At 66.1% G+C, this 23,458-nt stretch carries 26 protein-coding genes; 14 read left to right on the top strand and 12 right to left on the bottom strand.

What is annotated here, in order from left to right; genetic code table 11:
* Positions 1 to 17: 17 nt before the first annotated feature.
* Together IV454_RS07630 and IV454_RS07625 are read right to left on the bottom strand one after the other, a co-directional pair.
* Positions 18 to 704 (bottom strand): aquaporin, encoded by a 687-nt coding sequence (locus tag IV454_RS07630; RefSeq protein ID WP_206090979.1) that lies wholly within the window; start codon positions 702 to 704, stop codon positions 18 to 20.
* Complete coding sequence (locus tag IV454_RS07625) at positions 701 to 1,021, bottom strand: ArsR/SmtB family transcription factor (protein WP_206090978.1); 321 nt, start codon at positions 1,019 to 1,021, stop codon at positions 701 to 703. Before IV454_RS07625 ends, IV454_RS07630 begins: the two co-directional genes overlap by 4 nt.
* Positions 1,022 to 1,183: 162 nt before the next feature.
* Here IV454_RS07625 and IV454_RS07620 point away from each other — a divergent pair, with 162 nt between their 5' ends.
* The 3 genes from IV454_RS07620 (at position 1,184) to IV454_RS07610 (ending at position 3,897) form a co-directional block, all read left to right on the top strand.
* A complete protein-coding gene (locus IV454_RS07620; RefSeq protein WP_206090977.1) occupies positions 1,184 to 1,717 on the top strand; it encodes a Spy/CpxP family protein refolding chaperone in 534 nt (177 codons plus the stop codon).
* Positions 1,718 to 1,790: 73 nt separating this feature from the next.
* Entirely contained in the window at positions 1,791 to 2,495 is a 705-nt protein-coding gene (locus IV454_RS07615; RefSeq protein ID WP_206090976.1) for a response regulator, read from the top strand.
* Positions 2,488 to 3,897: a HAMP domain-containing sensor histidine kinase gene (locus IV454_RS07610; RefSeq protein ID WP_229522115.1), complete on the top strand. Its 1,410-nt coding sequence runs from the start codon at positions 2,488 to 2,490 to the stop codon at positions 3,895 to 3,897. Before IV454_RS07615 ends, IV454_RS07610 begins: the two co-directional genes overlap by 8 nt.
* On the opposite strand, the gene IV454_RS07605 is transcribed toward IV454_RS07610, so the two are convergent.
* Genes IV454_RS07605 through IV454_RS07595 form a run of 3 tightly spaced genes read right to left on the bottom strand, consistent with a single transcriptional unit; the run spans position 3,894 to position 5,883 of the window.
* Positions 3,894 to 4,133 carry a hypothetical protein gene (locus tag IV454_RS07605; RefSeq protein WP_370663132.1) on the bottom strand — a complete coding sequence of 80 codons (240 nt, stop codon included), beginning with the start codon at positions 4,131 to 4,133 and terminating at the stop codon, positions 3,894 to 3,896. The genes IV454_RS07610 and IV454_RS07605 overlap by 4 nt on opposite strands.
* Positions 4,130 to 4,594, bottom strand: a complete 465-nt coding sequence (locus IV454_RS07600) for a DUF2269 family protein (protein WP_206090975.1) — start codon at positions 4,592 to 4,594, stop codon at positions 4,130 to 4,132. Before IV454_RS07600 ends, IV454_RS07605 begins: the two co-directional genes overlap by 4 nt.
* A complete protein-coding gene (locus IV454_RS07595; protein WP_206090974.1) occupies positions 4,594 to 5,883 on the bottom strand; it encodes an SDR family oxidoreductase in 1,290 nt (429 codons plus the stop codon). The genes IV454_RS07600 and IV454_RS07595 overlap by 1 nt, the downstream gene beginning before the upstream one ends.
* Positions 5,884 to 5,954: 71 nt before the next feature.
* Here IV454_RS07595 and IV454_RS07590 point away from each other — a divergent pair, with 71 nt between their 5' ends.
* Positions 5,955 to 6,422 (top strand): hypothetical protein, encoded by a 468-nt coding sequence (locus IV454_RS07590; protein ID WP_206090973.1) that lies wholly within the window; start codon positions 5,955 to 5,957, stop codon positions 6,420 to 6,422.
* 167 nt (positions 6,423 to 6,589) lie between these two features.
* On the opposite strand, the gene IV454_RS07585 is transcribed toward IV454_RS07590, so the two are convergent.
* Positions 6,590 to 9,079, bottom strand: coding sequence for a TonB-dependent receptor plug domain-containing protein (locus tag IV454_RS07585; protein ID WP_206090972.1), 2,490 nt, complete (start codon positions 9,077 to 9,079; stop codon positions 6,590 to 6,592).
* Positions 9,080 to 9,292: 213 nt separating this feature from the next.
* Between IV454_RS07585 and IV454_RS07580 the strand changes: the two genes are divergently transcribed.
* Positions 9,293 to 10,102 (top strand): hypothetical protein, encoded by an 810-nt coding sequence (locus IV454_RS07580; RefSeq protein WP_206090971.1) that lies wholly within the window; start codon positions 9,293 to 9,295, stop codon positions 10,100 to 10,102.
* Positions 10,103 to 10,127: 25 nt separating this feature from the next.
* Here the strand turns inward: IV454_RS07580 and IV454_RS07575 are convergent, their stop codons facing one another.
* Positions 10,128 to 11,060, bottom strand: coding sequence for a DUF808 domain-containing protein (locus IV454_RS07575; protein ID WP_206090970.1), 933 nt, complete (start codon positions 11,058 to 11,060; stop codon positions 10,128 to 10,130).
* 233 nt (positions 11,061 to 11,293) lie between these two features.
* Here IV454_RS07575 and IV454_RS07570 point away from each other — a divergent pair, with 233 nt between their 5' ends.
* From IV454_RS07570 to IV454_RS07550, 5 genes are all read left to right on the top strand, one after another.
* On the top strand, positions 11,294 to 11,503 hold the full coding sequence (locus IV454_RS07570; protein WP_054265370.1) for a BrnA antitoxin family protein: 210 nt from the start codon (positions 11,294 to 11,296) through the stop codon (positions 11,501 to 11,503).
* 223 nt (positions 11,504 to 11,726) lie between these two features.
* Positions 11,727 to 12,011 (top strand): HU family DNA-binding protein, encoded by a 285-nt coding sequence (locus IV454_RS07565; RefSeq protein WP_054265369.1) that lies wholly within the window; start codon positions 11,727 to 11,729, stop codon positions 12,009 to 12,011.
* 166 nt (positions 12,012 to 12,177) lie between these two features.
* Positions 12,178 to 12,819 carry a LysE family transporter gene (locus tag IV454_RS07560; RefSeq protein ID WP_206090969.1) on the top strand — a complete coding sequence of 214 codons (642 nt, stop codon included), beginning with the start codon at positions 12,178 to 12,180 and terminating at the stop codon, positions 12,817 to 12,819.
* Between the two features lie 132 nt (positions 12,820 to 12,951).
* On the top strand, positions 12,952 to 15,183 hold the full coding sequence (locus tag IV454_RS07555; protein WP_206090968.1) for a DUF6600 domain-containing protein: 2,232 nt from the start codon (positions 12,952 to 12,954) through the stop codon (positions 15,181 to 15,183).
* 152 nt (positions 15,184 to 15,335) lie between these two features.
* Positions 15,336 to 15,602, top strand: coding sequence for a DUF493 family protein (locus tag IV454_RS07550; RefSeq protein ID WP_054265366.1), 267 nt, complete (start codon positions 15,336 to 15,338; stop codon positions 15,600 to 15,602).
* 3 nt (positions 15,603 to 15,605) lie between these two features.
* On the opposite strand, the gene IV454_RS07545 is transcribed toward IV454_RS07550, so the two are convergent.
* From IV454_RS07545 to IV454_RS07530, 4 genes are read right to left on the bottom strand one after another with little or no spacing between them, the layout of a single operon-like run.
* A complete protein-coding gene (locus IV454_RS07545) occupies positions 15,606 to 16,508 on the bottom strand; it encodes an ABC transporter permease (RefSeq protein ID WP_206090967.1) in 903 nt (300 codons plus the stop codon).
* Positions 16,505 to 17,326 (bottom strand): ABC transporter ATP-binding protein, encoded by an 822-nt coding sequence (locus IV454_RS07540; protein ID WP_206090966.1) that lies wholly within the window; start codon positions 17,324 to 17,326, stop codon positions 16,505 to 16,507. Before IV454_RS07540 ends, IV454_RS07545 begins: the two co-directional genes overlap by 4 nt.
* 1 nt (position 17,327) lies before the next feature.
* Positions 17,328 to 18,332 (bottom strand): ABC transporter substrate-binding protein, encoded by a 1,005-nt coding sequence (locus tag IV454_RS07535; protein WP_206090965.1) that lies wholly within the window; start codon positions 18,330 to 18,332, stop codon positions 17,328 to 17,330.
* A gap of 22 nt (positions 18,333 to 18,354) precedes the next feature.
* On the bottom strand, positions 18,355 to 19,224 hold the full coding sequence (locus IV454_RS07530; protein ID WP_206092589.1) for a TauD/TfdA dioxygenase family protein: 870 nt from the start codon (positions 19,222 to 19,224) through the stop codon (positions 18,355 to 18,357).
* A 257-nt stretch (positions 19,225 to 19,481) separates the two neighbouring features.
* Here IV454_RS07530 and IV454_RS07525 point away from each other — a divergent pair, with 257 nt between their 5' ends.
* The 4 genes from IV454_RS07525 (at position 19,482) to lipA (ending at position 21,958) form a co-directional block, all read left to right on the top strand.
* Entirely contained in the window at positions 19,482 to 19,766 is a 285-nt protein-coding gene (locus IV454_RS07525; protein ID WP_206090964.1) for a type II toxin-antitoxin system RelB/DinJ family antitoxin, read from the top strand.
* Positions 19,738 to 20,067 carry a type II toxin-antitoxin system YafQ family toxin gene (locus tag IV454_RS07520; RefSeq protein WP_206090963.1) on the top strand — a complete coding sequence of 110 codons (330 nt, stop codon included), beginning with the start codon at positions 19,738 to 19,740 and terminating at the stop codon, positions 20,065 to 20,067. The genes IV454_RS07525 and IV454_RS07520 overlap by 29 nt, the downstream gene beginning before the upstream one ends.
* Positions 20,068 to 20,225: 158 nt before the next feature.
* On the top strand, positions 20,226 to 20,969 hold the full coding sequence (lipB, locus tag IV454_RS07515) for a lipoyl(octanoyl) transferase LipB (protein ID WP_206090962.1): 744 nt from the start codon (positions 20,226 to 20,228) through the stop codon (positions 20,967 to 20,969).
* The gene (lipA, locus tag IV454_RS07510; protein ID WP_206090961.1) at positions 20,966 to 21,958 is read left to right on the top strand and encodes a lipoyl synthase; all 993 of its coding nucleotides are present in this window, start codon (positions 20,966 to 20,968) and stop codon (positions 21,956 to 21,958) included. The genes lipB and lipA overlap by 4 nt, the downstream gene beginning before the upstream one ends.
* Before the next feature lie 88 nt (positions 21,959 to 22,046).
* Here the strand turns inward: lipA and IV454_RS07505 are convergent, their stop codons facing one another.
* Complete coding sequence (locus IV454_RS07505; RefSeq protein ID WP_206090960.1) at positions 22,047 to 23,366, bottom strand: secretin GspD/PilQ domain-containing protein; 1,320 nt, start codon at positions 23,364 to 23,366, stop codon at positions 22,047 to 22,049.
* Between the last annotated feature and the right edge of the window lie 92 nt (positions 23,367 to 23,458).

Genomic DNA, 23,458 nt, shown 5'->3' with positions numbered 1-23,458 from the left:
TTTCTGAAAAGTGAAGATCAAGATGAGGCGGCATCGGGCACGGTCCGGTATAGCCAGCGGAACAGCAAGGTTGCCGCGCCCGCGCCCGCCAGTTGGGCCAGGATGAAAGCGGGCGCGTCGGCCGGCCGGATGCCGGCGAAGGTAGCGCTGGCCGCGCGTGCCAGGGTCAGCGCCGGATTGGCGAACGAGGTCGATCCGGTGAACCAGTAAGCGGCCGTGATGTAGGCGGCCACGGCGAACGGCGTGGCGCCCGGGCGGCTGCGCGAACAGCCGATAATGACCCCGAGCAAGCCGAAACTGGCCACGAATTCGCTCCACCACTGGGACGGGCCGGTGCGCACATGCAGCGACGCGGACAGCAGCGGCAGGTCGAACATGGCATGCGCGGCCATCACCCCGGCGAAGGCGCCGGTCAGCTGCGCCGCGATGTAGGGCAGCACCTGGGCCGTCGGCAACTGCCCTTGCCAGGCCGCCGACAAGCTCACCAGCGGATTGAAATGCGCGCCCGAGACGGCGCCGAAGGTGAGGATCAGCGCCGCCAGCCCGGCCCCGGTCGCGATGGCATTGGCCAGCAGCGCCAGCGCCACATTGCCACCCGCCAGGCGCTCGGCCATGATGCCGGAACCGACCACGAGCGCCAACAGGAAGGCGCTGCCCAGCCCTTCCGCCACCATGCGGCGCCCCAAGGCGGGCCCCAGGGTCATGCCAGCGCGGGGCCGGCGTCCGGCCCGCAGGGATTGCCGCCGCAGCAGTTCTCGGTCAAAAAGCCGATCAGCGCATGCATGGTCGGCATATGGGCCGCGTAGATCAGGTAGCGCCCGCTCTGGGTCGGTGCGATCAGCCCGGCATGAGTCAACTCCTTGAGGTGGAACGATAGCGACGATGGTGGAATGCCGAGCCGCTCGCCAATCTGCCCCGGCGCCATGCCGCCCGGCCCCGCCTCGATCAGCAGGCGGAACACCGCCAGCCGCGATTCCTGGGCCAGCGCGGCCAGGGCCGCCAATGCATTCTTGTTTTCCATCTTGTACTCCATATTCGATATTTCCATGATATTGGAAACGTGGAAGATGCACAAGCACCCGCTTTACAAAACTTTACCGGCCGCACACGAAGCAGACAGGGGGACGCCCTACAGTGGAACCATGCGAGCCCACCCTGGTCCCGCGCTCACGAAAGGCAAGCCATGAATTTCCATAAACATTCGCATCACTCCCACGCCCATCCTGAGGGCGAGCACGGCCCGAAACGGCGCGGCCGCCGCTGGCTGATCGGCGCCGCCTTCGGGCTGGCCGCCGGCGCCATGTCCCTGGCCGGCGCCAGCTTCGCCAGCGAAGGGCGCGGCATGTGCGGCCATCGCGGCCATTTCGCGGCGATGGACCCGGCCGACGCCGCCAAACACATCGACAAGATGGTCGAGCACCTCCTGAAAGATGGCACGGCCGAGCAAAAGGCGCGCCTGTCCGCCATCGTCAAATCCGCCTTTGCCGACCTGCAACCGACGTACCGCGAACACAAGGCCAGCCGCGACAAGGCCCACGCGCTGCTGTCGGCCCCCACCGTCGACCGGGTTGCCCTGGAACAGTTGCGGGTGGAAGAAGTGGCGCGGCTCGACACGGCCAGCAAGCGCATCCTGGACGCGGTGGCGGACGCGGCCGACGTGCTCACACCAGAGCAGCGTGTGCGCTTTGCCGGGCACATGAAAAACCGCATGCAATGAGCGCCTGTCTCGAACCCGCCGAGCCATGTATCCTTGGGCCTTTCGACACTTTGGACGACAAGTCAGCTCCAGCATGCTTCCACGCATTTTGATGATTGAAGACGACGAGCGCCTGGCCGGCATGGTCGTCACCTACCTCGGCCAGAACGGTTACGCGGTGGCGCACGCCACCACCGCCGCCGCCGGGCTGGCCGAGCTGAAGGCGAATCCGCCGGCCCTGGTCCTGCTCGACCTGATGCTGCCCGACGCCGACGGCCTGGAGGTGTGCCGCCGCATCCGCGCCCTGGGCGCGCCGCTGGCCTCGGTGCCGATCGTCATGCTCACCGCCAAGGGCGATCCGCTCGACCGCGTGGTGGGGCTGGAACTGGGGGCCGACGATTACCTGCCCAAGCCGTTCGAGCCGCGCGAACTGCTGGCGCGCCTGCGCGCCGTGCTGCGCCGTCCGCAGCTGGCCGAAGCCGAGACCAGCGTGCGCCAGTTCGGCCGCCTGGCGATCGATACCGGCGCGCGCAGGGTCAGCATCGACGGCCAGGCGCGCAGCCTGACGTCTTACCAGTTCGACCTGCTGCTGGCGCTGGCCGAGCGCGCCGGACGCGTGCTCTCGCGCGAACACCTGATCGACGCCGTCAAGGGCGAGTCGCTGGAACCGTTCGACCGCTCGATCGACGTGCATATCGGACGCCTGCGCCAGGCCATCGAGGACGATCCCAAGCAGCCCAAACGCATCATCACCGTGCGCGGCGCCGGCTATGTGTTCGCCAAGGTGCAGGATGCGTAGGCGCGAGCGCGAGCGCGAGGCCGCAGCCGATGACGGCAAGGGCCGTCGTGGCCGCGAGCGTGGCTGGAAGCGCGCAGCCGAGCCCGACTGCGCCCCGCCCCGGGAGCGCGGCCGCGGCCGGCACGCGCGGCGCTTTTCCATGGCCCACCACCTGTACCTGCGCATCTATGTGGCGCTGCTGGTGAGCCTGGGACTGGCCGCCTGCCTGTTCGGGCTGGTGCACTGGGCCTACGATCCGGAACACCTGAACTCGGGCAATGAGGCCATGACCGAGCTGGCGTCCAGCGTGCTGCCGCCCGCCAGCGCGCCGGCGGCGCTACAGCAAGCCGTGCTGACCCGCTGGGGCAAACGCCTGCAAACCGACCTGGCGCTGTACACGCCCGGCGGCGAGCCGGTGGCGGCCATCGGCAAGCCCTTGCCGCCCCTGTCGAAGGCCCAGCGCAACACCAGGCTGTTCGGGCCGATGGCGGTGTTCACCTTGCAATTGCAGGATGGCCGCTGGCTGGTCGGCCAGCGCGCCTACGGCAAGAGCGCCTCGTTCGGCTTGCTGGCGGTGCTGCTGCTGGTCGCCATGATGGTGGCCGCCGCCGCCTATCCGGTGGTGCGGCGCCTCACGCGGCGCCTGGAACGCTTGCAATCGAGCGTGGAAACCTGGGGCGGCGGCCAGCTTGCTACCCGCGTCGCGGTCGAAGGCAAGGATGAAGTGGCGCGCCTGGCCACCAGCTTCAACCAGGCGGCGGCGCGCATCGAAGCGCTGGTCGGTTCGCAGAAAAGCTTGCTGGCGAATGCCTCGCACGAACTGCGCTCGCCGCTGGCGCGGATCCGCATGGCAGTCGAACTGATGCAGGATCAGGCGGCGCCGGCGATTCGCGACGAACTCACGCGCAATATCGGCGAACTCGACCAGTTGATCGATGAAGTCTTGCTGGCCAGCCGGCTCGACGCTACCGCCGAGCTGGCGCGCAGCGACGAGCAGGTCGACCTGGCCGCCATCGTGGCCGAGGAGTGCACGCGGATGGGAGCGGGCTTCGAGGCGGCGGCGCTGACCGTGGCGGGCGACGCGCGCCTGCTGCGGCGCCTGGTGCGCAATCTGCTGGAAAACGCGGCGCGCTACGGGGCCGGCTCCTCGGTGCACGCCAGCCTGCGCTGGCAAGACAAGGAGACGATCGTGCTCGATGTGTGCGACAGCGGCCCCGGCGTGCCCGAGGCGCAGCGCGAACGCATCTTCGAGCCGTTTTACCGGGTGCCGGGGGCGAGCGAGTCGGCCGGCGGCGTCGGCCTGGGCCTCAGCCTGGTGCGCCAGATCGCGCGCCATCATGGCGGCGACGTGCGCTGCCTGGCGGGCGCGGCGGGCGGCTGCTGCTTCCGGGTGCAGTTGCCAACACCTTGGCCGGTCGTTTAAGGCTGCTTGCCGGCGTAGGCATCGTGCACATGCTGGCTGATGTAGGTGGCCAGGCCCCGCCCCGCCCGCGCCAGCAGCTTCATGGCTTCCACGTGCTCGCGCCCGGCGCTGGCATGGGTGTACACATACTCCGCGCCGCCGGCGAAGCGCACCGTGATCTGGCGCGCGCCGATGCGGTACGCCCGCACCCCGGAGTCGCCGGACAGATTGGCGTACGCGATCATGGGCGCGCTCATACGGGTTTCGACACCATCAGCCAGAACACGATCACCAGCGCGAAGAACGCCGGAATCCCCAGCACCACCCAGAAGCGCAGGTAGCGCCAGTACAGGGCCGGCAGCTCGCTGCTGTCGCGCGCGGCCACCTGGGCCATGTCGCGCATGCGCAGCTGCATCCACACCACCGGCAGCCAGCAGGCGCCGGCAAAAAAATACAAGCCGACCGACCACACGATCCAGGCGCTGGTCCAGGGATAGCCGGCCAGGTGGATCATGTACAGGCCGGTGACCGGCTGGACGACGATGGTGGTGGTGGTGAAAATCCAGTCGGCCAGCACCACGTGGCGGCTGACCACGGCGATGGCGCGCACGTCGCGGCTCAGGCTGGTGAACAGCATGTAGAAGGCCGAGCCGATGCCGGTGCCGAACAAAAACGTCGACGACAGGATGTGCAGCCATTTGACGATCATGTAATCCATTACTTTTCCTCAAGTTCGAACAGCAGCCAGATGGCGGCCAGCATGGGCAGGTTCTTGCTCAGCGGTCCGTACGGATGGAGCAGGAATTCCGGCAGCCTGAAGGCAATCACCAGGGTATAGAAACCGATCAGCAGCAGTTGCGCGCCCCACAGCCAGCGCCGCCGTTTCCGGGTCAGGATGCCGATCCCGATCAGCAGGTCGAGCGCGCAGGCGCCGTACAGCATCAGGGGCGCCAGCGCGGCTGGCACGCCTGTGCGTTCGAGCAACTGGACACTCTGTTCGACCGGGTACAGCCCGGCCGAGACCGCCGCCGTGGCAATCCACACCGCCGCGATGCTGACGCGCAGCACCGGCATCAGCCAGTGCAGCTTGGCTTGCATGCGCTCGGCGGCGGGGTCGTCGATGAAACTGCTGACCGGACGCGGCAGGCGGCCAAGCAGGCGCACCGTCATGCCCGGATCGGCGCTGTTGCCGCGTTCGAGCATGCGCAGGGCGTCGCGGTTGAGCAGGCTGCCCGGCACCAGGCGACCGATGCCTGCCAACGCGCTGCCGCACCAGAATGGCAAGCGTAGCACGCGCAGCTTGCCCAGGCCCATGCCGCTCCTCAGCGCCGCCAGATAATCGGTGAACGACAAGGCGCTCGGGCCGACCAGGGCGATGCGCTGGGCGGTGGCGCCGCCGGGGCCGACCGGCAGCGGGCGCCGGATCAGGCTGGCGATGGCGCTGGCCACGTCGTCCACATGGATCGGCTGTACCAGTTGCGGCGCATCGCCGAAACGGGCGCACAACGGCAGGCTGGCCAGGGTGCGGAACACGCGCGCGCTGACGCCATCCTTGCCGTACACCAGGGAGGGCTGCACGATGGCCGAGCGCAGCGGCAGCCGCGCCAGGTAATCGTCGGCCGCCTTCTTGCTCAGGTGATAGGCGCTGTCGGCCTGCTGGTCGGCGCCCAGCGCGGACAGCTGGATCACCATGCGCACGTCGTCCGACTCGACGCAGGCGGCGAACAGGGCGCGCGGCGTGTCGCTGTGCACCGTGGCGAAGGTTTGCTTGCCGTGCTCGCGAAAAATGCCCACCGTGTTGATCACCACGTCGATGCCGTCCAGGCGCGCCAGCCAGACCGATTTATCGGTATCCTTGACGAAGTCAGCCTCGATGTAGCTCAGGCGCGCACGCGCGGCGGCGGGCGGCTTGCGCACGGCGGCCACCACGTAATAACCCTCGGCAAGCAACACGTTCAGCAGATGCCTGCCGATAAACCCGCTCGCTCCTGTCAGCAAAATGCGCATCCGACCTCCTTACCAGCCATACCAATCGAGCCTTTTCCACCATAACGCGTTTATTCTTCCACAAGGACATCATGGATACCTGGAAATCCGCAACCCAACGCGGCCTCGTCTCGGGCGCCACCGCTAGCCTGCTCTCGACGGCCGCGCTGGCGGCCCTGGGCGAGCTTACCGATGGCAGCAGCTTCGGCCCGACCAATGCCATCAGCCACTGGCTGTGGGGCGACAAGGCCACGCGGCGCGACGGCGCCTCCCTGCGCTACACCCTGACCGGTTACCTGATCCACCACGCCAGCGCGACCTTCTGGGCCGTGCTGTTCGAGCGCCTGATGGGCCGCCAGCAGGGCAGGAAAGACGCGCTGGCCACCCTGCAAGCCGCTGCGGCGGCGTCGGCCGTGGCCTGCTTCGTCGATTATCAAATCACACCGGAGCGCCTCAAGCCGGGCTTTGAAACACGCTTGTCACGCCCATCGCTGGCGCTGGTCTACGCTGCTTTCGGACTGGGCCTGGCGGCGGGCGCCCTGCTGCTGCGGCGCGACTAAGCTGCAAGAGTCGGGATGATAACGGGTTTTGCGTGCGCGCTCACCGGATGTGGCGGATCTGGGGAAGGTATTTCTGGAGGGAGGGCGAACCGGCCGGCTGGCGCCGGCCTTGCCGCCGTCGTTCCCGCGCTGGCGCGGCAACGACGGCTTGCAGGACTGATGCGTGCTTAGAACGCGTAGGTGGCGCGCGCGTACACGAAGCGCCCGCCACGCCCGAACGCGGCGTAGTTCGGGAAGGGCGCATTGCCGCTCGGATTGAGCGCATTGCCGACCGATTCAGGATACTTGTCGAACAGGTTTTCCGCGCCGAATGCCAGGTTCACCTTCGAGGTCAGGGCGTAACGGCCTTCCAGGTCGACCACGGTTTTCGCGCCCAGGGTCACGTCCAGCGCCGGCGAGGCGTTCGGCGACAAGACCTTGCCGTAGCGCGTGGCGCGCAGGGTGGCGCCCATCTGGCCGAGTTTCCAGTTGGTGCTGGCGTTGAACTTGTTCTTCGGCTGGCCCTGTTCCAGGGACAGCACGTTGAGGCGGTCGAACAGCGGGGTCGGGGTCGGCAGCGCCGCCAGTTGCGCCGTGGCCGGCACCTTGGTGACTTCGGTCTTGGTGAAGTTGCCGGCCACCGTGAAGTCGAACTTGCCGATCGCGCCGCCATTGGCCGCCCAGTTCACCACCATGTCGACACCCTGGGTGGTGGTATTGACGCCGTTGATGAAGAAGCGCCCGCCGCCCACGCCGATAAAGCCTTGCTTGGTGAGGAAGTTGCGCACGTCGGCCGAGGTCAGGTTTTCCGACAGCACGATGCGGTCGCGCACCTTGATGCGGTAAGCGTCGATGGTCACGTTGGCGCCGCCCAGACGCATCACGGCGCCGAGCGAGGCGTTGACCGATTTCTCGGCGTCGAGCGGCTTGGCGCCGAGCGCGATGGCCACCGAATCGGTCGGGCGGAAGGTGGTGATTTCGAACGGCACGCCGGTGATGAAGTTGGTCGCCGTCGAGGTGAAGTTCTGCTGCTGCGGCGAGGGTGCGCGGAAGCCGTTCTGGACCGATCCGCGCAGCGCGAACGCCTTGCTGAAATCGTAGCGGCCCGCGAGTTTGCCGGCCAGGCTGCTGCCGAAGTCGGAATAATGCTCGCCGCGGATGGCGAACGAGGTCAGCAGCGCCGGGGTGATGTTCGCTTCCAGGTCGATAAAGGCGCCGACGGCGGTGCGGTGCGTATCGGACTCGTTTTGCGGCCGAAAGCCGGAAAACACTTGCGCACCCGGCGCGGTCGGCTGGCCGTTGGGCAGCAGCTGGCCGCCGAAGCGGTACGAGTCCGGCTCGCCCGCGAACAGGGCGTAGCCTTCGCGGCGCGCTTCGGCGCCCACCGCCACGTTCAGCGGCGACGACAGGGCCGCCAGCGCTACCTGGCGCACCCCGGTCAGGTTCAGCACCAGCTGGTCGTAGGAAAAGCCGCCGGCGTCGAAGGAGGTCTTGCTGCTCGGGCCGATCGAGCGGTTCAAGGTGTTTTCGATGGTGAAGGCCATCTTGTTCTTGCCGTAGCCGAGCGAGGCATCCATTTCCCACTCGCCCATGCTCCAGCTGGCGCCGCCGGTGGCGGCCATGTCGTCGACCACCGGGGAAATGATCGGCATGAAGCCGTCCGGATAGATCGATGGAATATTGCGCGGATCGTTGGACCAGCGGAAGAAGCCGGCCGAACTGGCTTCGCGTTTCTGGTAGCTGGCCCAGCCGTAGATCTTGACCCCGTTGCCGAGCGTGTCGCCGGCATTCGCGAACACGGTCGACTGCTTCATTTCCGGCTCGCCGTACCAGGTGTTGAAGCGGTTGATGGTGTTTTCGCGCGGGTCGAAGGCGCCGCCCACGAGGGCGTACTGCTGGCGCATGTCGTAGCCGCTGCGTTCGGTGTGCTTCTGGTCCTTGTATTCGCCGGCGATGGTCAGGTAGCCGGTCTCGCCCAAGGCCAGGCCCTTCCACAGGCTGACCGTGGCGGTCTGGCCGTCGGTGCGCTTGCGCGAGTTCTGCGCCTGCCAGGTGGCGTTGGCGGGGGCCGGGCCGGTCAGGAAATCGTATTCGGTCACGCGGGCGCCGTAATTGACGGTCGCTTCGCCGCCGTCGCGGTTGCTGCGCAGGCGCAGGTTGACCACGCCGGAAATCGCATCCGAGCCGTACTGGGCGGCCGCGCCATCGCGCAGCACTTCGATATTCTTGACGATCGCGGTCGGGATCGTGTTCAGGTCGACGGCGGCCGAGCCGCGCCCGATGGTGCCGTTCACGTTTACCAGGGACGATGCGTGGCGGCGTTTCGAGTTCACCAGCACCAGGGTCTGGTCGGGCGCCATGCCGCGCAGGGTGGCGGGGCGGATGGTGTCGGTGCCGTCGGCCAGGCCCGGGCGCGGGAAGTTCAGCGACGGCAGGGCCACGGCCAGGGCCTGGTTGATTTCGGTGGTGCCGGAATTCTTGAGCGATTCGGCCGAGATGATGTCGACCGGGGAGGCGGTGTCGAGGGCGGTGCGGTTGGCCACGCGGGTGCCGGTCACGACCACGGTATTTGAAGTGTCATTCGGTGCTGCGTCCTGGGCGATCGCCGCGCCAGTGGCGAACAGCGCTGCAATCGATAATGCCAATACGTGCTTCTTCGGTGCGAATGTTGTCTGCATACCTGCTCCCATGGTGAAATATTAATTTGTTTTAACTCAACCTATCAACTCAATCATGTAAATAGCCGAAATCTTACCGGACCATACTGGGACGAAGATTTGCCAATGTCAATTCCGAAAAGGAGTATGCAGAGCTGATAACAACAGTTTGATGGCAGCTGTCAGTTCCGCGTAAGTTCGGGCAGTGAGCCGCCCCGCCGCCTAATCATCCTAATGAAGATTGTTCGCGGCGCGGGCCTGGTCTATGGTGGATCGGGATGCCGCGCGGCCGGCGCGGCGCCATCGATTCTTACCCATGGAGGCTTTATGTCAGCGACAGCGTCAACCTGCGCCCATTGCGGGCGCACCTATTTCGGTCATCTGGCCCAGCATCGCTGCGGCTTCGAGGCTTTGCCATCGGGCCTGGTCAGGCAAATCGGAAGTTATCTGGATTTGCCTGACGCGCGCAATCTTGCCGCGGCAAGTGTGCGCGCGCACGCAGCGCTGCACGATGTCCGCGCGGCCGAGTTCACCTTGCAACACAACAATTACGCCAACAAGCGCGGTACCGGTGCCGCCACCGCCTTCGGCGAGGCCATCGCCAGCCGGGCAATGTCTCTGCATGATCCGCACTATCGAAACTGGGATGACCTGAGCGGCGAAGAGCAGAAACCGTGGCTGGAACGGGCCATCAACGACGAGGGCGCGCGATGCTCGCTCAGCGCCACCCCCGACTTCATCTTTCACGGCCGTATCGCCGATGCCTTTACCGTCAGTGTCTCGGACAAGGCGCCCGACATGGCCGCCGCGGCCAGGCGTGCCATCGTCCAGAGCCTGGTTCCGAATACGGTCACCAAGTGGAATACCTACGGAAAAACCTCGATTGCCATCGCCAATATCACCTCGTTTCCGCCCCAACTGCTGAACGACGAGGTGAGCAAGATCATTCATGGCACGCTGCTTTTCGAGAAGATGAAGGCGTCCGGCGCCGCCAACCGCCTGTTCCTCGTGCGTCACCTGAGCGTGACGGAAATCGTCGGGTGAGACGGGCGGCGCTCAAGCCTGCCCGCTAGCCTTTCCTTTTGAACAGGCGCTGGCCGACGGTGACCCCGGCCAGCACCAGGGCGCCGGCAATCACGCCGATGACGGCGTCGATCAGGGTCGGCACGACCGCCTTGAGCACGGGGCCGATGCCGGCCACCGCGCCGGCCGCCTGGGCCGCGTTCTCGACCACATGGTGGAGCACGCCGAAGCCGTGCTCCAGGATGCCGCCGCCGACCATGAACATGGCCGCCGTGCCGACCACCGACAGGGTCTTCATCAGCTTGGGCGCGGCCGCCAGCAGCAGGCGGCCGACGGCGCGCGCGGCCGCGCCGTCGCGCTTGCTCAAATACAGCCCGGCATCGTCCAGCTTGACGATCCCGGCCACCAGCCCGTACACGCCGACCGTCATGATGAACGCAATGGCCACCAGCACCGTGACCTGCTGCCCGAACGGCGCCCCTTCGACCGTGCCGAGCGAGATGACGATGATCTCGGCCGACAAAATGAAGTCGGTGCGCACCGCGCCCGTGATTTTTTCCTTCTCCAGGGCGACCAGGTCGACCGATTCGTCGGACAGCGCCTTGACCAGCTGCTCGTGGTGGGCCGCGTCTTCATCCGGGCTGTGCAGGTATTTATGGGCGATCTTCTCGAAGCCCTCGAAGCACAGGTAGGCCCCGCCGACCATCAGCAGCGGCGTGATCGCCTGCGGCAGCAAGGCGCTGATGGCCAGCGCGGCCGGCACCAGGATCGCCTTGTTCTTGAGCGAGCCGAGCGCCACCGCCCACACCACCGGCAATTCGCGCTCGGCTTTCACGCCCGTGACCTGCTGGGCATTGAGCGCCAGGTCGTCGCCGAGCACCCCGGCGGTCTTCTTGGCCGCCACTTTGCTCATCACGGCGACATCGTCGAGGATGGACGCGATGTCGTCGATTAATGCCAACAAACTGCTTGCAGCCATCTTTCCTGCTCCACATTGGTCGAAAGCGTGCATCTTAACCCGAGTCCGTTCAGCCCCGCTTTTTGCATTTCACCCCCCGGAATCTGCAACTCGTCGCTTTGCCGGACTTGCCGCCGTGTCATGTACGTATAGTGACATCAGTGCCAGGCCCGGCAATTTTCGATGCAACCCGGGCCTGCCCTGAGCGATTCCCAGCACGCAAGCCAACCATACGATGTAAAGCGAGGCAACCCATGAAATCCGAGTACGATTTTTCCACCACCGCCAATGCCGCCCGCCCGGTCAAGCGCAAGACGCGCATCACCATCTACCTCGACGACGAGGTATTGCAGCAGTTCCGCTGGCTCTCCGAGCAAAGCGGCAAGGGGTACCAGACCCTGATCAACGCCGCCCTGCGCACCCGCCTGCCGCAGGCGCGTCCCGAGGCCGCGCTGGCCGAGTAAGCGCCGGCGCCGCCGCCCGCTGCGTGCCGCCGCGCAGCGCGGCGCGGCCGATTATCCATCGGCCACATGCTCGCGCCGCGCTTTTCCGGGCGCGCACGCCAGGCCCCGATATCGTCGTGATCCAGTCACAGCGGGGCTTACTTTTGCGCGTACTCTTCGGAATTTATTACACTAGGCAATAATTATGCTAATCTTCCCGCTCTTTTAACACGGGAGGATTTTTATGAAAAAAGGCGAACTGATTGCGGAATTTGCGAAGCGTACAGAAATGTCCGGCGCAGCTGCCAACAGCGCGGTGAACACGATCATCGATATCATCACCGAGCGTCTGAAAAAAGGCGACACGGTCGGTATCACCGGTTTCGGTACGTTCTCCGTTGCCAAGCGCGCTGCGCGCAAGGGCCGCAATCCATCGACTGGCGAAGCGATCAAGATCGCTGCGTCGAAGTCGCCTAAATTTTCGGCTGGCGCGACCCTGAAGGCTGCGGTCAACCCGAAGAAGAAGTAAGCGGCAACGCAAGCGACTCTGCGCGCGGCCTGAAGCGGCGGCGTCGGTCCCGGACCGGCTTCGCCGCTTCAGCTGCCGCGTGTTTACCCTCCTGCCACACCCTTCTGCATCCCGCCGTATCTTGTTGTATCCTGTTTGTCTCCCCATTCTCCGCACCACACTCCCCATGCCGCTTGCCACCTGGATTGCCTTCGTCATCGCCGGTTCGCTGATCGCCATTTCGCCCGGTTCCGGCGCCGTACTGGCGATGTCGCACGGCCTGGCCTACGGCTTCAGGAAAGCCAGCGCCACCGTGGCCGGCCTGCAATGCGGGCTGCTGCTGGTATTCGCCATCGCCGGCGCCGGGGTCGGTTCGCTGCTGCTGGCGTCGGAACTGGCGTTCAATATCGTCAAGACCGTCGGCGCCCTGTACCTGATGTATCTGGGCGTGCAGCAATGGCGCGCTCCGGTGGTCGCCGGCGCCAGCCGCGCCGAGGCGCCCGTGCTGGCCCATCCATCCTGGCAAAAGCGCCTGCTGACCGGCTTCCTGACCAATGCCACCAATCCCAAAGGCATCATTTTCATGGTCGCGGTGCTGCCGACGTTTATTTCGAATAGCCTGCCGCTGCTGCCGCAGCTCGCCATCCTGGCCGCCACCATGCTGACCATCGATACCATCGTCATGCACGGCTATGCCTTCCTGGCCTCGTCCATGCAGCACTATTTCCGCGATGCCGGCGCCGTGCGCAAGCAAAACCGCTTCTTCGGCGCCGTGCTCGCATGCATCGGCGGCGCCCTGTTCTTCGTCAAGCGCGGCAACCACGCTTGAGTTTCTCAGCTGCTCAGTTGCTCAAGAGGTAACAGTAGCGCAGAATGTGCAACTGTTTGTAACCCGTGTCGTCCGCTCGCGCCCTCGTGCGTTACAAGTGGACGACGTCCTTCGTCCGTCCCTGGAGCATGTATGACCCTTCCTTTCCGTAAAACCGCGATGCTGCTGGCGTTTTCCGCCATGTCCACCTTGGCGCTGGCCGACACACCAGCGCGCGTGGGCCGCATCGCCCTGACCCAGGGACCGGTCAATGTCAGCACCGACGTGGGCGACGAAGCCACGGCCGCGCTGGTGAACTGGCCGGTGACGTCGAAAAGCCAGATCAACACGGGGCGCGACGGCCGTACCGAAATCCGCATCGGTTCGACCTCGGTGCGGCTCGACAGCGATTCCTCGCTCGAAGTCATCGAGCTCGACGACGATTCGGTGCGCCTGCGCCTGCATTACGGCAGCGCCAGCATCCGCGTGCGCAACGCCGAGGTGCTGCGCGGCCTGGAAGTGAGCACGCCGCAAGGCCAGGTGCACATGCGCGACGTGGGCCGCATCCGCATCGATGCCGAAAGGGTGCGCGACACCACCAACGTCTCGGTGTTCGAGGGCGTGGCCCAGGTCGACGGCGGCGGCGCCAGCCTGACCCTGCGCGCCGGCAAGCGCGCCGACATGCACGAGGACGACGTGCGCACCGCATTGGCGGTACGCGACGGTTTCGACGAGTGGGCCCTGCAGCGCGATCAGCGCGACCAGCGCACCACATCGGACCGCTACGTCACCAGCGAAATGACCGGCTACGAAGAACTCGACCAGTACGGCGTGTGGCGCGACGACAGCGAGTACGGCCCCCTGTGGACCCCGCGCCGCGTGGCAAGCGATTGGGTGCCCTACCGCGACGGCCGCTGGACCTACCTGGCGCCGTGGGGCTGGACCTGGGTCGACAACGCCCCCTGGGGCTACGCGCCCTCGCACTACGGGCGCTGGGTGATGGTCAGGCAGCGCTGGTCGTGGGCGCCCGGGCGCAATATCGGGCGCCCGGTATGGGCCCCGGCGCTGGTGGGCTGGGTCGGCGGCAGCAACTGGAACCTCAGTTTCAACGACCACGGCGTGCGCCGCGCCGCGCCCGCGCAGGGCTGGTATCCGCTCAATCCGGGCGAAAACTTCGTGCCCGGCTACCATTTGCAGCCGGAACACCTGCGCTACCACAACCGCTACGCCCGCCCCGACTATCGTCCGCAGCGGCGCGATGGCTTGACGGTGGTCAACCTGAACCTGTTCGGCGGCCGCGAACAGATCGTGGTGCCGCGCGCGCCGCGCCCCGTGCTCACGCCGCAGGCCACGCAGAACGCGCCGTTCGCCGCGCCGCCTCGCCCGCAGGGCAACTGGTCCAACCGTTTCGACCGCGATGGCGATGGCCGTCCCGACCGCAACGGGCCGGGCCGCGTCATCACGGTGCCGCCCAACGGCGCCCAGCCGGTGCTGCCGTTCAGCCGCCGCGATGGCCGCCCATCCGATAACGAGCGCCTGGTGCGCACCCCGCCGCAAGTGCCGCGTCCGCTCGTCACGATGCCGGCGCCGCAAGTGCTCACGCCGGGCGAACCGCAGCGCAGCCTGGCCGAGAAGGAGCGGCGCCAGCGCGAAGCGGAAATCGAACGGCGCGAGCGCGACCTGGCCAACGAGCGCCGCCAGCATGACATGGAGGCCGACGGCCGCCGCCTTACCGAGGGCCAGCAGCGCCAGCGCGAAGCCGAGCAGACCAATCGCCAGCGCGAGGCCGAGATGGAGCGCCTGCGCGGCGCCGAAGGCCAGCGCCAGCAAGCGATCGCCAACGAGCGGCACCAGCGCGAAGCCGATGCGCAATTGCAGGCGCAACGCGACATGAGCAATCGCCAGCAGGCTGAACGCCAGCAGCGCGACACCAATCTGCGCCTGCAGGTAGAGCGGGTGCAGCGCGACGCCGAGGTCGAACGCCGTCTGCAAGCCGAGCGGCAACAGCGCGACGGCGACAACGAGCGCCGCCAGCAAGCCGAGCGCCAGCAGCGCGACGCCGACAATGCGCGGCGCCAGCAGGCCGAACGCCAGCAGCAGGATGCCGAGAATGCGCGGCGCCAGCAGGCCGAACGCCAGCAGCAGGTGGAACGCCAGGCGCGCGACGCCGACAATGAGCGCCGCCAGCAAGCCGAGCGCCAGCAGCGGGAGGCCGCCGCGGCAGCCGCGTCACGCCAAACTCAGCAGGCGCAACCACCGCAAGCGCAGCAAGTGCAGCAGCAGCTCCAGAAGCAAGCCGAGCAGGCCGAGAAGCGCGAGCGCGCGAAGGAGGACCGCCAGGACCGCCAGGACCGCCGCAACAACGTCCAGCAGGAAATTCGCTGAAGCGCCCGGCTTAGCACCAGTCTCACCTGTTCCCCCCCGGGGAATAGTTTAAGGCCAGCCGAGTGCTGGCCTTTTTTTGGCTACAATGTCGCATACGGTATTCCCATGCGGGGAATACGGCTGTGTTGTCATTTTTTAGAACTGGATGGTGTATGGACCCGACTGAATCCCTTATCGAATACCCGAGCGACTTCCCGATCAAGGTCATGGGCCCCACACACGAGGACTTCGCCGCGACCATCGTCGACGTGGTGCTCGAATTCGACCCGACCTTTCACATCGGCCGCTTGGAAGTGCGCCCTTCGCCGAAAGGCAATTTCACCGGTCTGACGGTGACGGTGCGCGCCATCAGCCGTGCCCAGCTCGACGACCTGTACCGCGCGCTGCACGGCCATCCGATGGTCAAGATCGTCATGTAGCGCTCATCCGGACGTGCCCGGCGCCTGCCGCTGCATGCCCCAGCGGCGCACCGTCACGCGCTCGAGGGTCTGGAACACCAGGCCTTCGACCAGTAAGCCAATGGCGATCACCGCCGCCAGCCCGGCGAACACCTTGTCGGTGTCGAGTTCATTACGGCTCTGGAAAATGTACCAGCCGAGCCCGCCCTTGCCCGAGGTGGTCCCGAACACCAGTTCGGCCGCGATCAGGGTACGCCACGCAAAAGCCCAGCCGATTTTCAATCCCGCCAACACGGCCGGCAAGGCCGCCGGAATCATCACGTGGAACACCAGCCGCGCCCCGTTCAGGCCGACATTGCGGCCGGCCATGCGCAGGGTCTCCGGTACGCTGCCGACACCGGCGTAGGCGTTCAGCGCCAGCGGCGACATCACCGAATGGACCAGCACGAACACCAGGCTGGCGCGGCCCAGGCCGAACCACAGCAAGGCCAGCGGCAGCAGCGCGATGGCCGGCAGCGGATTGCACATCGCGCTTAGGGTTTCCAGCAGGTCGCGCCCGATCCGGCTGCCGATCGCGAGCGAGGTGAGCAGCAGCGCGCCGGCCACGCCCAGCGCGTAACCCTGCACCAGCACCGCCAGCGATGCCGCCACATAGCCGGGCAATTCGCCCGATACCACGCCGGCCGCGAAGGCGCGCGCCGTTTGCAGCGCGCTCGGCAGCAGCAGCGCATTGTCCTGCCAGCGCGCCAGCGCTTCCCACAGGCTGGCCAGGAGCAGCAGCAAGAGCGATTTGCGCAGCCAGCCATGGCGCAAGGCGCGCCGCAGCGGCGCCGGCGTGGCGGCGCCGACGGACGATGGCGGCGCGCCGGGTGGCGCCAGCGGCACCACGTATTCGGGGCGGATCGGCGGCAGCGGCCGGGCGCTCATGCGTGGACCGCTTCGGGTGCCTGCACGGCCAGCGCGTCGTCGCCGAACAGCAGGCGGTGGATGCGTTGGCTGGCCGCCTGGAATGGCGCGCTGCCGGCGCTGCCCAGGTCGAACTGGTGACTGTTCAATTGAGCGCGCAGGCGGCCCGGATGGGGCGACAGCAGCACGATGCGGTTGCCCACCACCAGTGCTTCCTCGATCGAGTGGGTGACGAACAGCATCGTGAAGCGTGCTTCTTCCCACAAGGTCTGCAACTCTTCCTGCATGCTGCGGCGCGTGAGCGCGTCGAGGGCGGCGAACGGCTCATCCATGAGCAGGATGGCCGGCTGCATCGCCAGTGCCCGCGCAATCGCCACGCGCGCCTTCATGCCGCCCGACAGGGTGTGCGGAAACGCGTCGGCGAACGGCGACAGGCCGACCTTGTTAATCCAGTGCAGGGCGCGCGTGCGCGCCTCGGCCCTGCTCACGCCGCCGGCCAGCAGCGGAAACATGACATTGCCCAGCACCGACTTCCACGGCGGCAACTGGTCGAATTCCTGGAACACCACGAAGCGGTCCGGCCCGGGACCGACGATCGGCTGGCCGTCCAGGGTCAGGCTGCCGGCGCAAGGCTTGATGAAGCCGGCAATCGCCTTGAGCAGGGTCGACTTGCCGCAGCCGGATGGCCCCAGCAGCACCAGGCGGTCGCCCCGGTGCACCTCGAAGCTCACGTTCTCAAGCGCGCGCACGGTGGCCGCGCCGCTGCGGTAGTCGAGCGTGATGGCGTCGGCGCGCAGCAGCGCTTCGCCGGGCGCGATGGGGAAGCGGTGCATGTCCATGTCAGCTCCCCGAGGCCACGGCCGGGCTCTGGAAAAAATAATCGCGCCAGCTGGCCGGCTGCTTTTTCAACGCGCCGGCCTGGAACAGGAATTGCGCCAGGCCGAAGGTGTTTTGCGGCGCCACCTGGAACCGCGCTTTCGGATTCTTGATGACTTTCAACAGCAGGGCGCGGTCGATGCTGCTCTTGTTCACGCGCAAGTAGGCGTCGGCGGCCGCCTCCGGGCTGGCGCTGATGAATTGCGCGGCCTCGGCCAGCGCATCGACAAAGGCGCGGGTGGTTTTCGGGTTGTCCTTCAGATATTTCTCGGTGGCGTACAGCACCGTCGACGACGCCGGGCCGCCCAGCACCTCATAGGAATCGAGCACCACGTGCGCCCTGGGATTGGCGGCCAGTTCCTGCTCCTGGTAGGGCGGGGTGGCGAAATGGGCATTGATCTCGGTCTGGCCGGCGATGATGGCGGCGGCCGCGTCCGGATGCGGCAGGGCCTGGGTAAAGCGGTCGAGCTTCTTGAACTCGGCCGTGCCCCATTGTTTCGCCGCCGCCATCTGCAAAATCCGCGCCTGCACCGACACCGTGACCGCCGGCAGCGCGATGCGGTCCTTCTCGCCCAGGTCGGCGATGGTCTTGACGTTTGGATTGGTGCTGATCAGGTAATACGGAAAGTTGCCCAGTGACGCCACGCCCTTGACGTTCTGCTTGCCGGCGCTGCGGTCCCAGACGGTGAGCAGGGGGCCGATGCCGGCGCTGGCGATGTCGATCGAGCCCGACAGCAGCGCGTCGTTGATCGCCGCCCCGCCCGACAGCTTGACCCAGTCGACGTCGATCTCCACGCCCTGCTTGCGGCCATGCTTTTCGATCAGCTTCTGGTCCTGCGCCACGTTGAGCAGCAGATAGACGATGCCGAACTGCTCGGCGATACGGATGCGGCCTTCGGCTCGCGCCGGGTTGACAGCCAGGGTGGCGGCGCACGCGAGGGCGAATGCGGCTTGGTTCAACAGCTTCATGGTCAGTGTCCTTTGGCGTGGGTCAGAACGGCGCATTGCCTTCGATGGTGGTGCGGTACAGCAGGCGGCGCTGGTGGTCCGGGCAACCGGCGGCCAGGTGCATGACCGAGCGGTTATCCCAGAACACCATGTCGCGCGCCTGCCACTGGTGGCGGTAAACGAAGTCGGGCCGGGTGCTGAACGCGAACAGTTCGTCGAGCAGGGCGCGGCTGTCGCTGTCGGGCAGGCCGATCACGCGGGTGGTGAAATGCTCGCTGACGAACAGGGCGCGGCGCCCGGTTTCCGGATGGGTGCGCACGATCGGATGCAGCGCCGGCCGTACTTCGTCGATCTGGGCGCGGGTCAGGTCGGGGCGCCACGGACTGCGCTTTTGCAGTTCGGCATATTTGGCGAGGTAGCTGTGTTCGGCGCTGCGGCCGTCGATGGCGCGCCGCAGGTAGCCGGGCAGCCTGTCCCAGGCCAGGTGCTGGTTGGCGAACAGGGTGTCGCCTCCATCGAGCGGCAACTCCTGCGCGTGCAGCATCGAGCCCAGGCTGGGTACGGCCTTGTACGACAGGTCCGAATGCCAGAAATGGCCGGCGTCGCCCAGGCCGAGCGGCTGGCCGTGTTCCTTGACGTTGGAAATGATCAGCACTTCCGGCTGGGTGGGCAGTTGGAACTGGCGCAGCACATGGATTTGCAGCGGGCCGAAGCGGTGGCTGAAGGCCACCTGCTGGGCCGGCGTGATGTGCTGGTCGCGAAACACCAGCACATGGTGGTCGAGATGGGCGCGGTGGATCAGGGCGAAGTCTTCCCGGCTCAGCGGGACGGACAGGTCCAGTCCGGTGATGGCCGCGCCCAGCGGAAGGTCGAACGGCTGTATGTCGAAACGGGTGTCGAGGACGGCGGCCATGGCGGTGAACGGGTGATGATCGAGCACCCAGCTTATCGGCGCGCGTTTGGCGCAGCAACGAAGCATTTCAACGATGCTAATGCGGCTGGTGGCACGCCGTGATCCCGATCGCCGAGCGATTGCTTTGTTCGGAATCAAGGCGCTCAACTGGCTTTCTGCACTTGGACAGATGGGCTGGCGTTCAATCGAATCGCCGTTTGCGGCGACGCTCCGCACGCGATAACATGGTCTTGAGATGCACAATCAGGGAAGTCATCATGACTGCTTCAACGACGACCACAATACGCGTCCGTGTGGACCAAGCGACCAAGGCGCAGGCGACCGAAACACTGGCGGCGATAGGCTTAACCCTTCCCGATGCGGTGCGCATGTTCCTTAGCCACGTTATCGACGACAAGACACTGCCGTTCAGGTCCAGGACACCTAACGCCGCCACGCTTGCGGCAATGGCCGAGGCCGAGGAGATTATCAAGAGCAACCGCGCCCGCTTTGCCACCGCCGACGAGCTCTTCGATGACCTCGAAAAAGCCAGCGGCAAGTAAACGGACGACACTGCCCCGGCAATCGAGCTACACGAAGCGCTTCCTTCAAGACTGGTCGGCGCTGTCTCATTCGGGCCGGTACGACATGACGCGGCTAAAAGAAGCGATGACGCTTCTGATAGCAAATGATGGGCCGCTTCCGGCTCAATGGCGTGATCATTCACTCAGCGGCACGTGGGAAGGGCACCGGGAATGTCACATTGGCGGCGACTTCCTGCTTGTGTATCTGCTCGACGACTCCGGGAAGTGCCCATCATTGGTTTTTTCGCGTTGTGGTACGCACGCCGACATCTTCGGCTAAATCCCAACAAACGTCGGCATTGTTCCAGACCTCGATACCAAATGAGCGAATGCTGCACAGGCGCCGAATATCAGCCATGCTCATGCGGCCTCCGACCAGCACCCGGCTGAGCCCTCGCTTATAATGGCAGGGCCCCCTTAGCCCCGATTGACGACCCCATGCTCCCCATCCGCCCTGCGCAGGCGATCATCCGCGACCTCGGCCGCGCCGACTACGAGCCGGTGTTTGCCGCCATGCGTGCTTTTACCGACGCGCGCGACCCCGACACCACCGACGAACTGTGGATCGTCGAGCACCCGCCCGTGTTCACCCTGGGCCTGGGCGCCGACCGCGCCCACCTGCTGGCCGGCGCCGACACCCCGGCCCACGAGGTGCCCGTGGTGCAGACCGACCGCGGCGGCGAAGTGACCTTCCACGGCCCCGGCCAGGTGGTGATTTACCTGCTGATGGACTTGCGCCGCAATAAGCCGGGCGGCAAGTTGTACGCCCGTCAATTCGTCGAAAAAATCGAGCAGGCGATCATCAATGTGCTGGGGGCGTATAATCTTGCAGGCGAGCGCATCGTCGGCGCGCCCGGCATTTATATCGCCGGCGGGCCGCGCAAGGGCGCCAAGATCGCCGCGCTCGGCCTCAAGGTGCGCGGCAACGGCTGCACTTACCATGGCGTGTCGCTCAATGTGGCGATGGACCTGGCGCCGTTTTCCTGGATTAACCCGTGCGGTTATGCGGGCCTGGAAACGGTGGACATGCGCAGCATGGGCGCCGACGCCGCGCTGGCCGACGTGCAGCAAGCCCTGGCGCGCGAACTGGTACAGCAGCTCGGGTCAGGCAGTGCATCGCAAAGTACATCGCCGGACACCTCGAATAACACCACAGAGCCCCACGGGCAAGCAGCCAAATGACTTCTGACACCGATACCAGCACCGCCCCAGTCTACAACGCCAGCGACAAGCAAAAAGGCGCCAGCAAGACCTCGCGCATTCCGATCAAGATCGTGCCGATCGGGCAAGTCGAGCGCCTGAAAAAGCCGGACTGGATCCGGGTCAAGGCAGCGTCGGCGTCGTCGCGCTTCTACGAAATCAAGGACATCCTGCGCGCCAATAACCTGGTCACCGTGTGCGAAGAAGCGAGCTGCCCGAACATCGGCGAATGCTTCGGCAAGGGCACGGCCACCTTCATGATCATGGGCGACAAGTGCACGCGCCGCTGCCCGTTCTGCGACGTCGGCCACGGACGTCCCGACCCGCTCGACGTGAACGAGCCGCACAACCTGTCCAAGACCATCGCCGAACTGCGCCTGTCGTACGTGGTGATCACCTCGGTCGACCGCGACGACCTGCGCGACGGCGGCGCCGGCCACTTTGTCGAGTGCATCAAGCAAACGCGCGCGCTCTCGCCCAACACCCGCATCGAAGTGCTGGTGCCGGACTTCCGCGGCCGCCTGGCCAAGGCGCTGGCGATCTTCGCCGACGGCTTGCCGGACGTGATGAACCACAACCTGGAAACCGTGCCGCGCCTGTACAAGGAAGCCCGTCCCGGTTCCGACTACACGCACTCGCTGGAATTGCTGCGCGACTTCAAGGCGCTGTATCCGAACGCGGTGACCAAGTCCGGCATCATGGTCGGCCTGGGCGAAACCGACGAGGAAATCCTGCAAGTGATGCGCGACCTGCGCAGCCACAATGTCGACATGCTGACCATCGGCCAGTACCTGGCGCCGTCGGGCGATCACCTGCCGGTGCGCCGCTACGTGCACCCGGACGTGTTCAAGATGTTCGAGGAAGAAGCCTACAAGATGGGCTTCGTGCACGCGGCGGTCGGCGCCATGGTGCGCAGCTCGTATCATGCGGATGAGCAGGCGCATAACGCGGGTGTGGTTGTGAACGGCTAGAAGGTCATGCGGCTTGCGCTCCCGTCCTGGCGGCGGCGAGCGTCACGCCAAACCCTGGCGCCACACAGTAGCCGCCGCTGAGCCAGGCTCAGCCGCCCGCATCGATGATGGTCGGTGTGATGACAAACACCAGCTCGCGCTTGACCGAGGTGGTGGCCTGGCGTTTGAACAGGCGCCCGATCAGCGGCAGGTCGCCGATCCACGGCGTCTTTTCCTTTTCATCGGACTGCACCGCGCTTTTAAAGCCGCCCAGCACCAGGGTTTCGCCGTTTCTGAGCGTGACGTTGGAGGTCACCTGGTTGGTGTTGATGGTCGGGCCGACTGCCGAGACCGCGCCGACGCTGTCGTCGGTCAAGGCCAGGTCCATGGTAATGAGGCCGTCAGGCGAGACCAGCGCCGTCACCGCGATACTCACCTTGGCATCGATAAATTCGGTCGTCGTCACGCCCTGCACAATGGAGGGACGCGAGTAGGGGATGCGCTGGCCGGACGAGAGTATGCCGGGGCGCGCGTTGCTGAGCACGAGCTTGGGATTGCTCAGCACGGTCGAATGGCCGGCTTCCTCCAGAGCGCTGATTTCCACGCCGATGTTGATCCCGGCAGGCAGCTTGTAGAAGCCGACGGCCAGGGTGCTGGGTATGCCGGCCGTCAGCGAGTTGGTGGCCGGCAGCGACACCATAGCCGGGAAGGCCGAGCCGCCGGTGTTGGCAACGGTGTTCAGGTCGGCGCTGGTGGCCCCCACCTGCACGCCGCTGTGGCGCGGGTTGGCCACGCTGAGCATGTGCGAGGAGGTGATGCCAAAGCGGGCGCCGAGGCTCTTGCCGAAAAAGTCGTCGGCACTGACGATCTTCACTTCCAGCAGCACCTGGCGCACTGGCTTGTCGAGGCGGCGGATCAGGTTCTCCACCAGCTGGTGCTCGGCCGGCGTGCCCTTCAACAGCAAGGTGTTGCTGCGCGGGTCGGCCACCACGCTCGACGTTTCGCGTTCCAGCAGGGGCGTGCTCACATCGGCGATGAGGGCGTGCAGTTCGCTCACGCGCAGATAGGTCAAGGTGTAGGCGATGGTCAGGGTGCCGCTGGCGGTGCTGCCCAGTACCTGGGCGATGTCGCTGGCGCCGGCGGACAGTTGTGCGGCGGGTAAGGCCTGGTAGTTGGGCGCGGCGCGGCGCCCGTTGTCAGCCGGCACGCTCAACTGCAGCGGCACCAGGATATTGCTCAGATTGGGGGGAGTGGCGGCTGCGGCGCCGCTTGCAGTGCCTGGTTTGGGGACCGGGGGAAACTCGCTGGCAGTGCTCTGGGCCAGCGCCGCGGCCTGCGCTAGCGCCACGAGGGTGGCCACGACCCAGGACAGCCAGCGACTGGGGTGGCACCGCCGCAACGTGCTGCGCTGATGAAAACGAACAAACATGGGATGGCTCCAAGCCGTTCAAGCGGGGCCCGGCGTTGCGCGAGGGATTTGGCAACGCCGGGTTGATGTGCTATTTACCCTGCAGGAAAATC

This window comes from Massilia antarctica, from assembly GCF_015689335.1.
Lineage (GTDB): Bacteria > Pseudomonadota > Gammaproteobacteria > Burkholderiales > Burkholderiaceae_D > Telluria_A > Telluria_A antarctica.
This window is presented reverse-complemented; position numbering and strand designations above follow the sequence as displayed.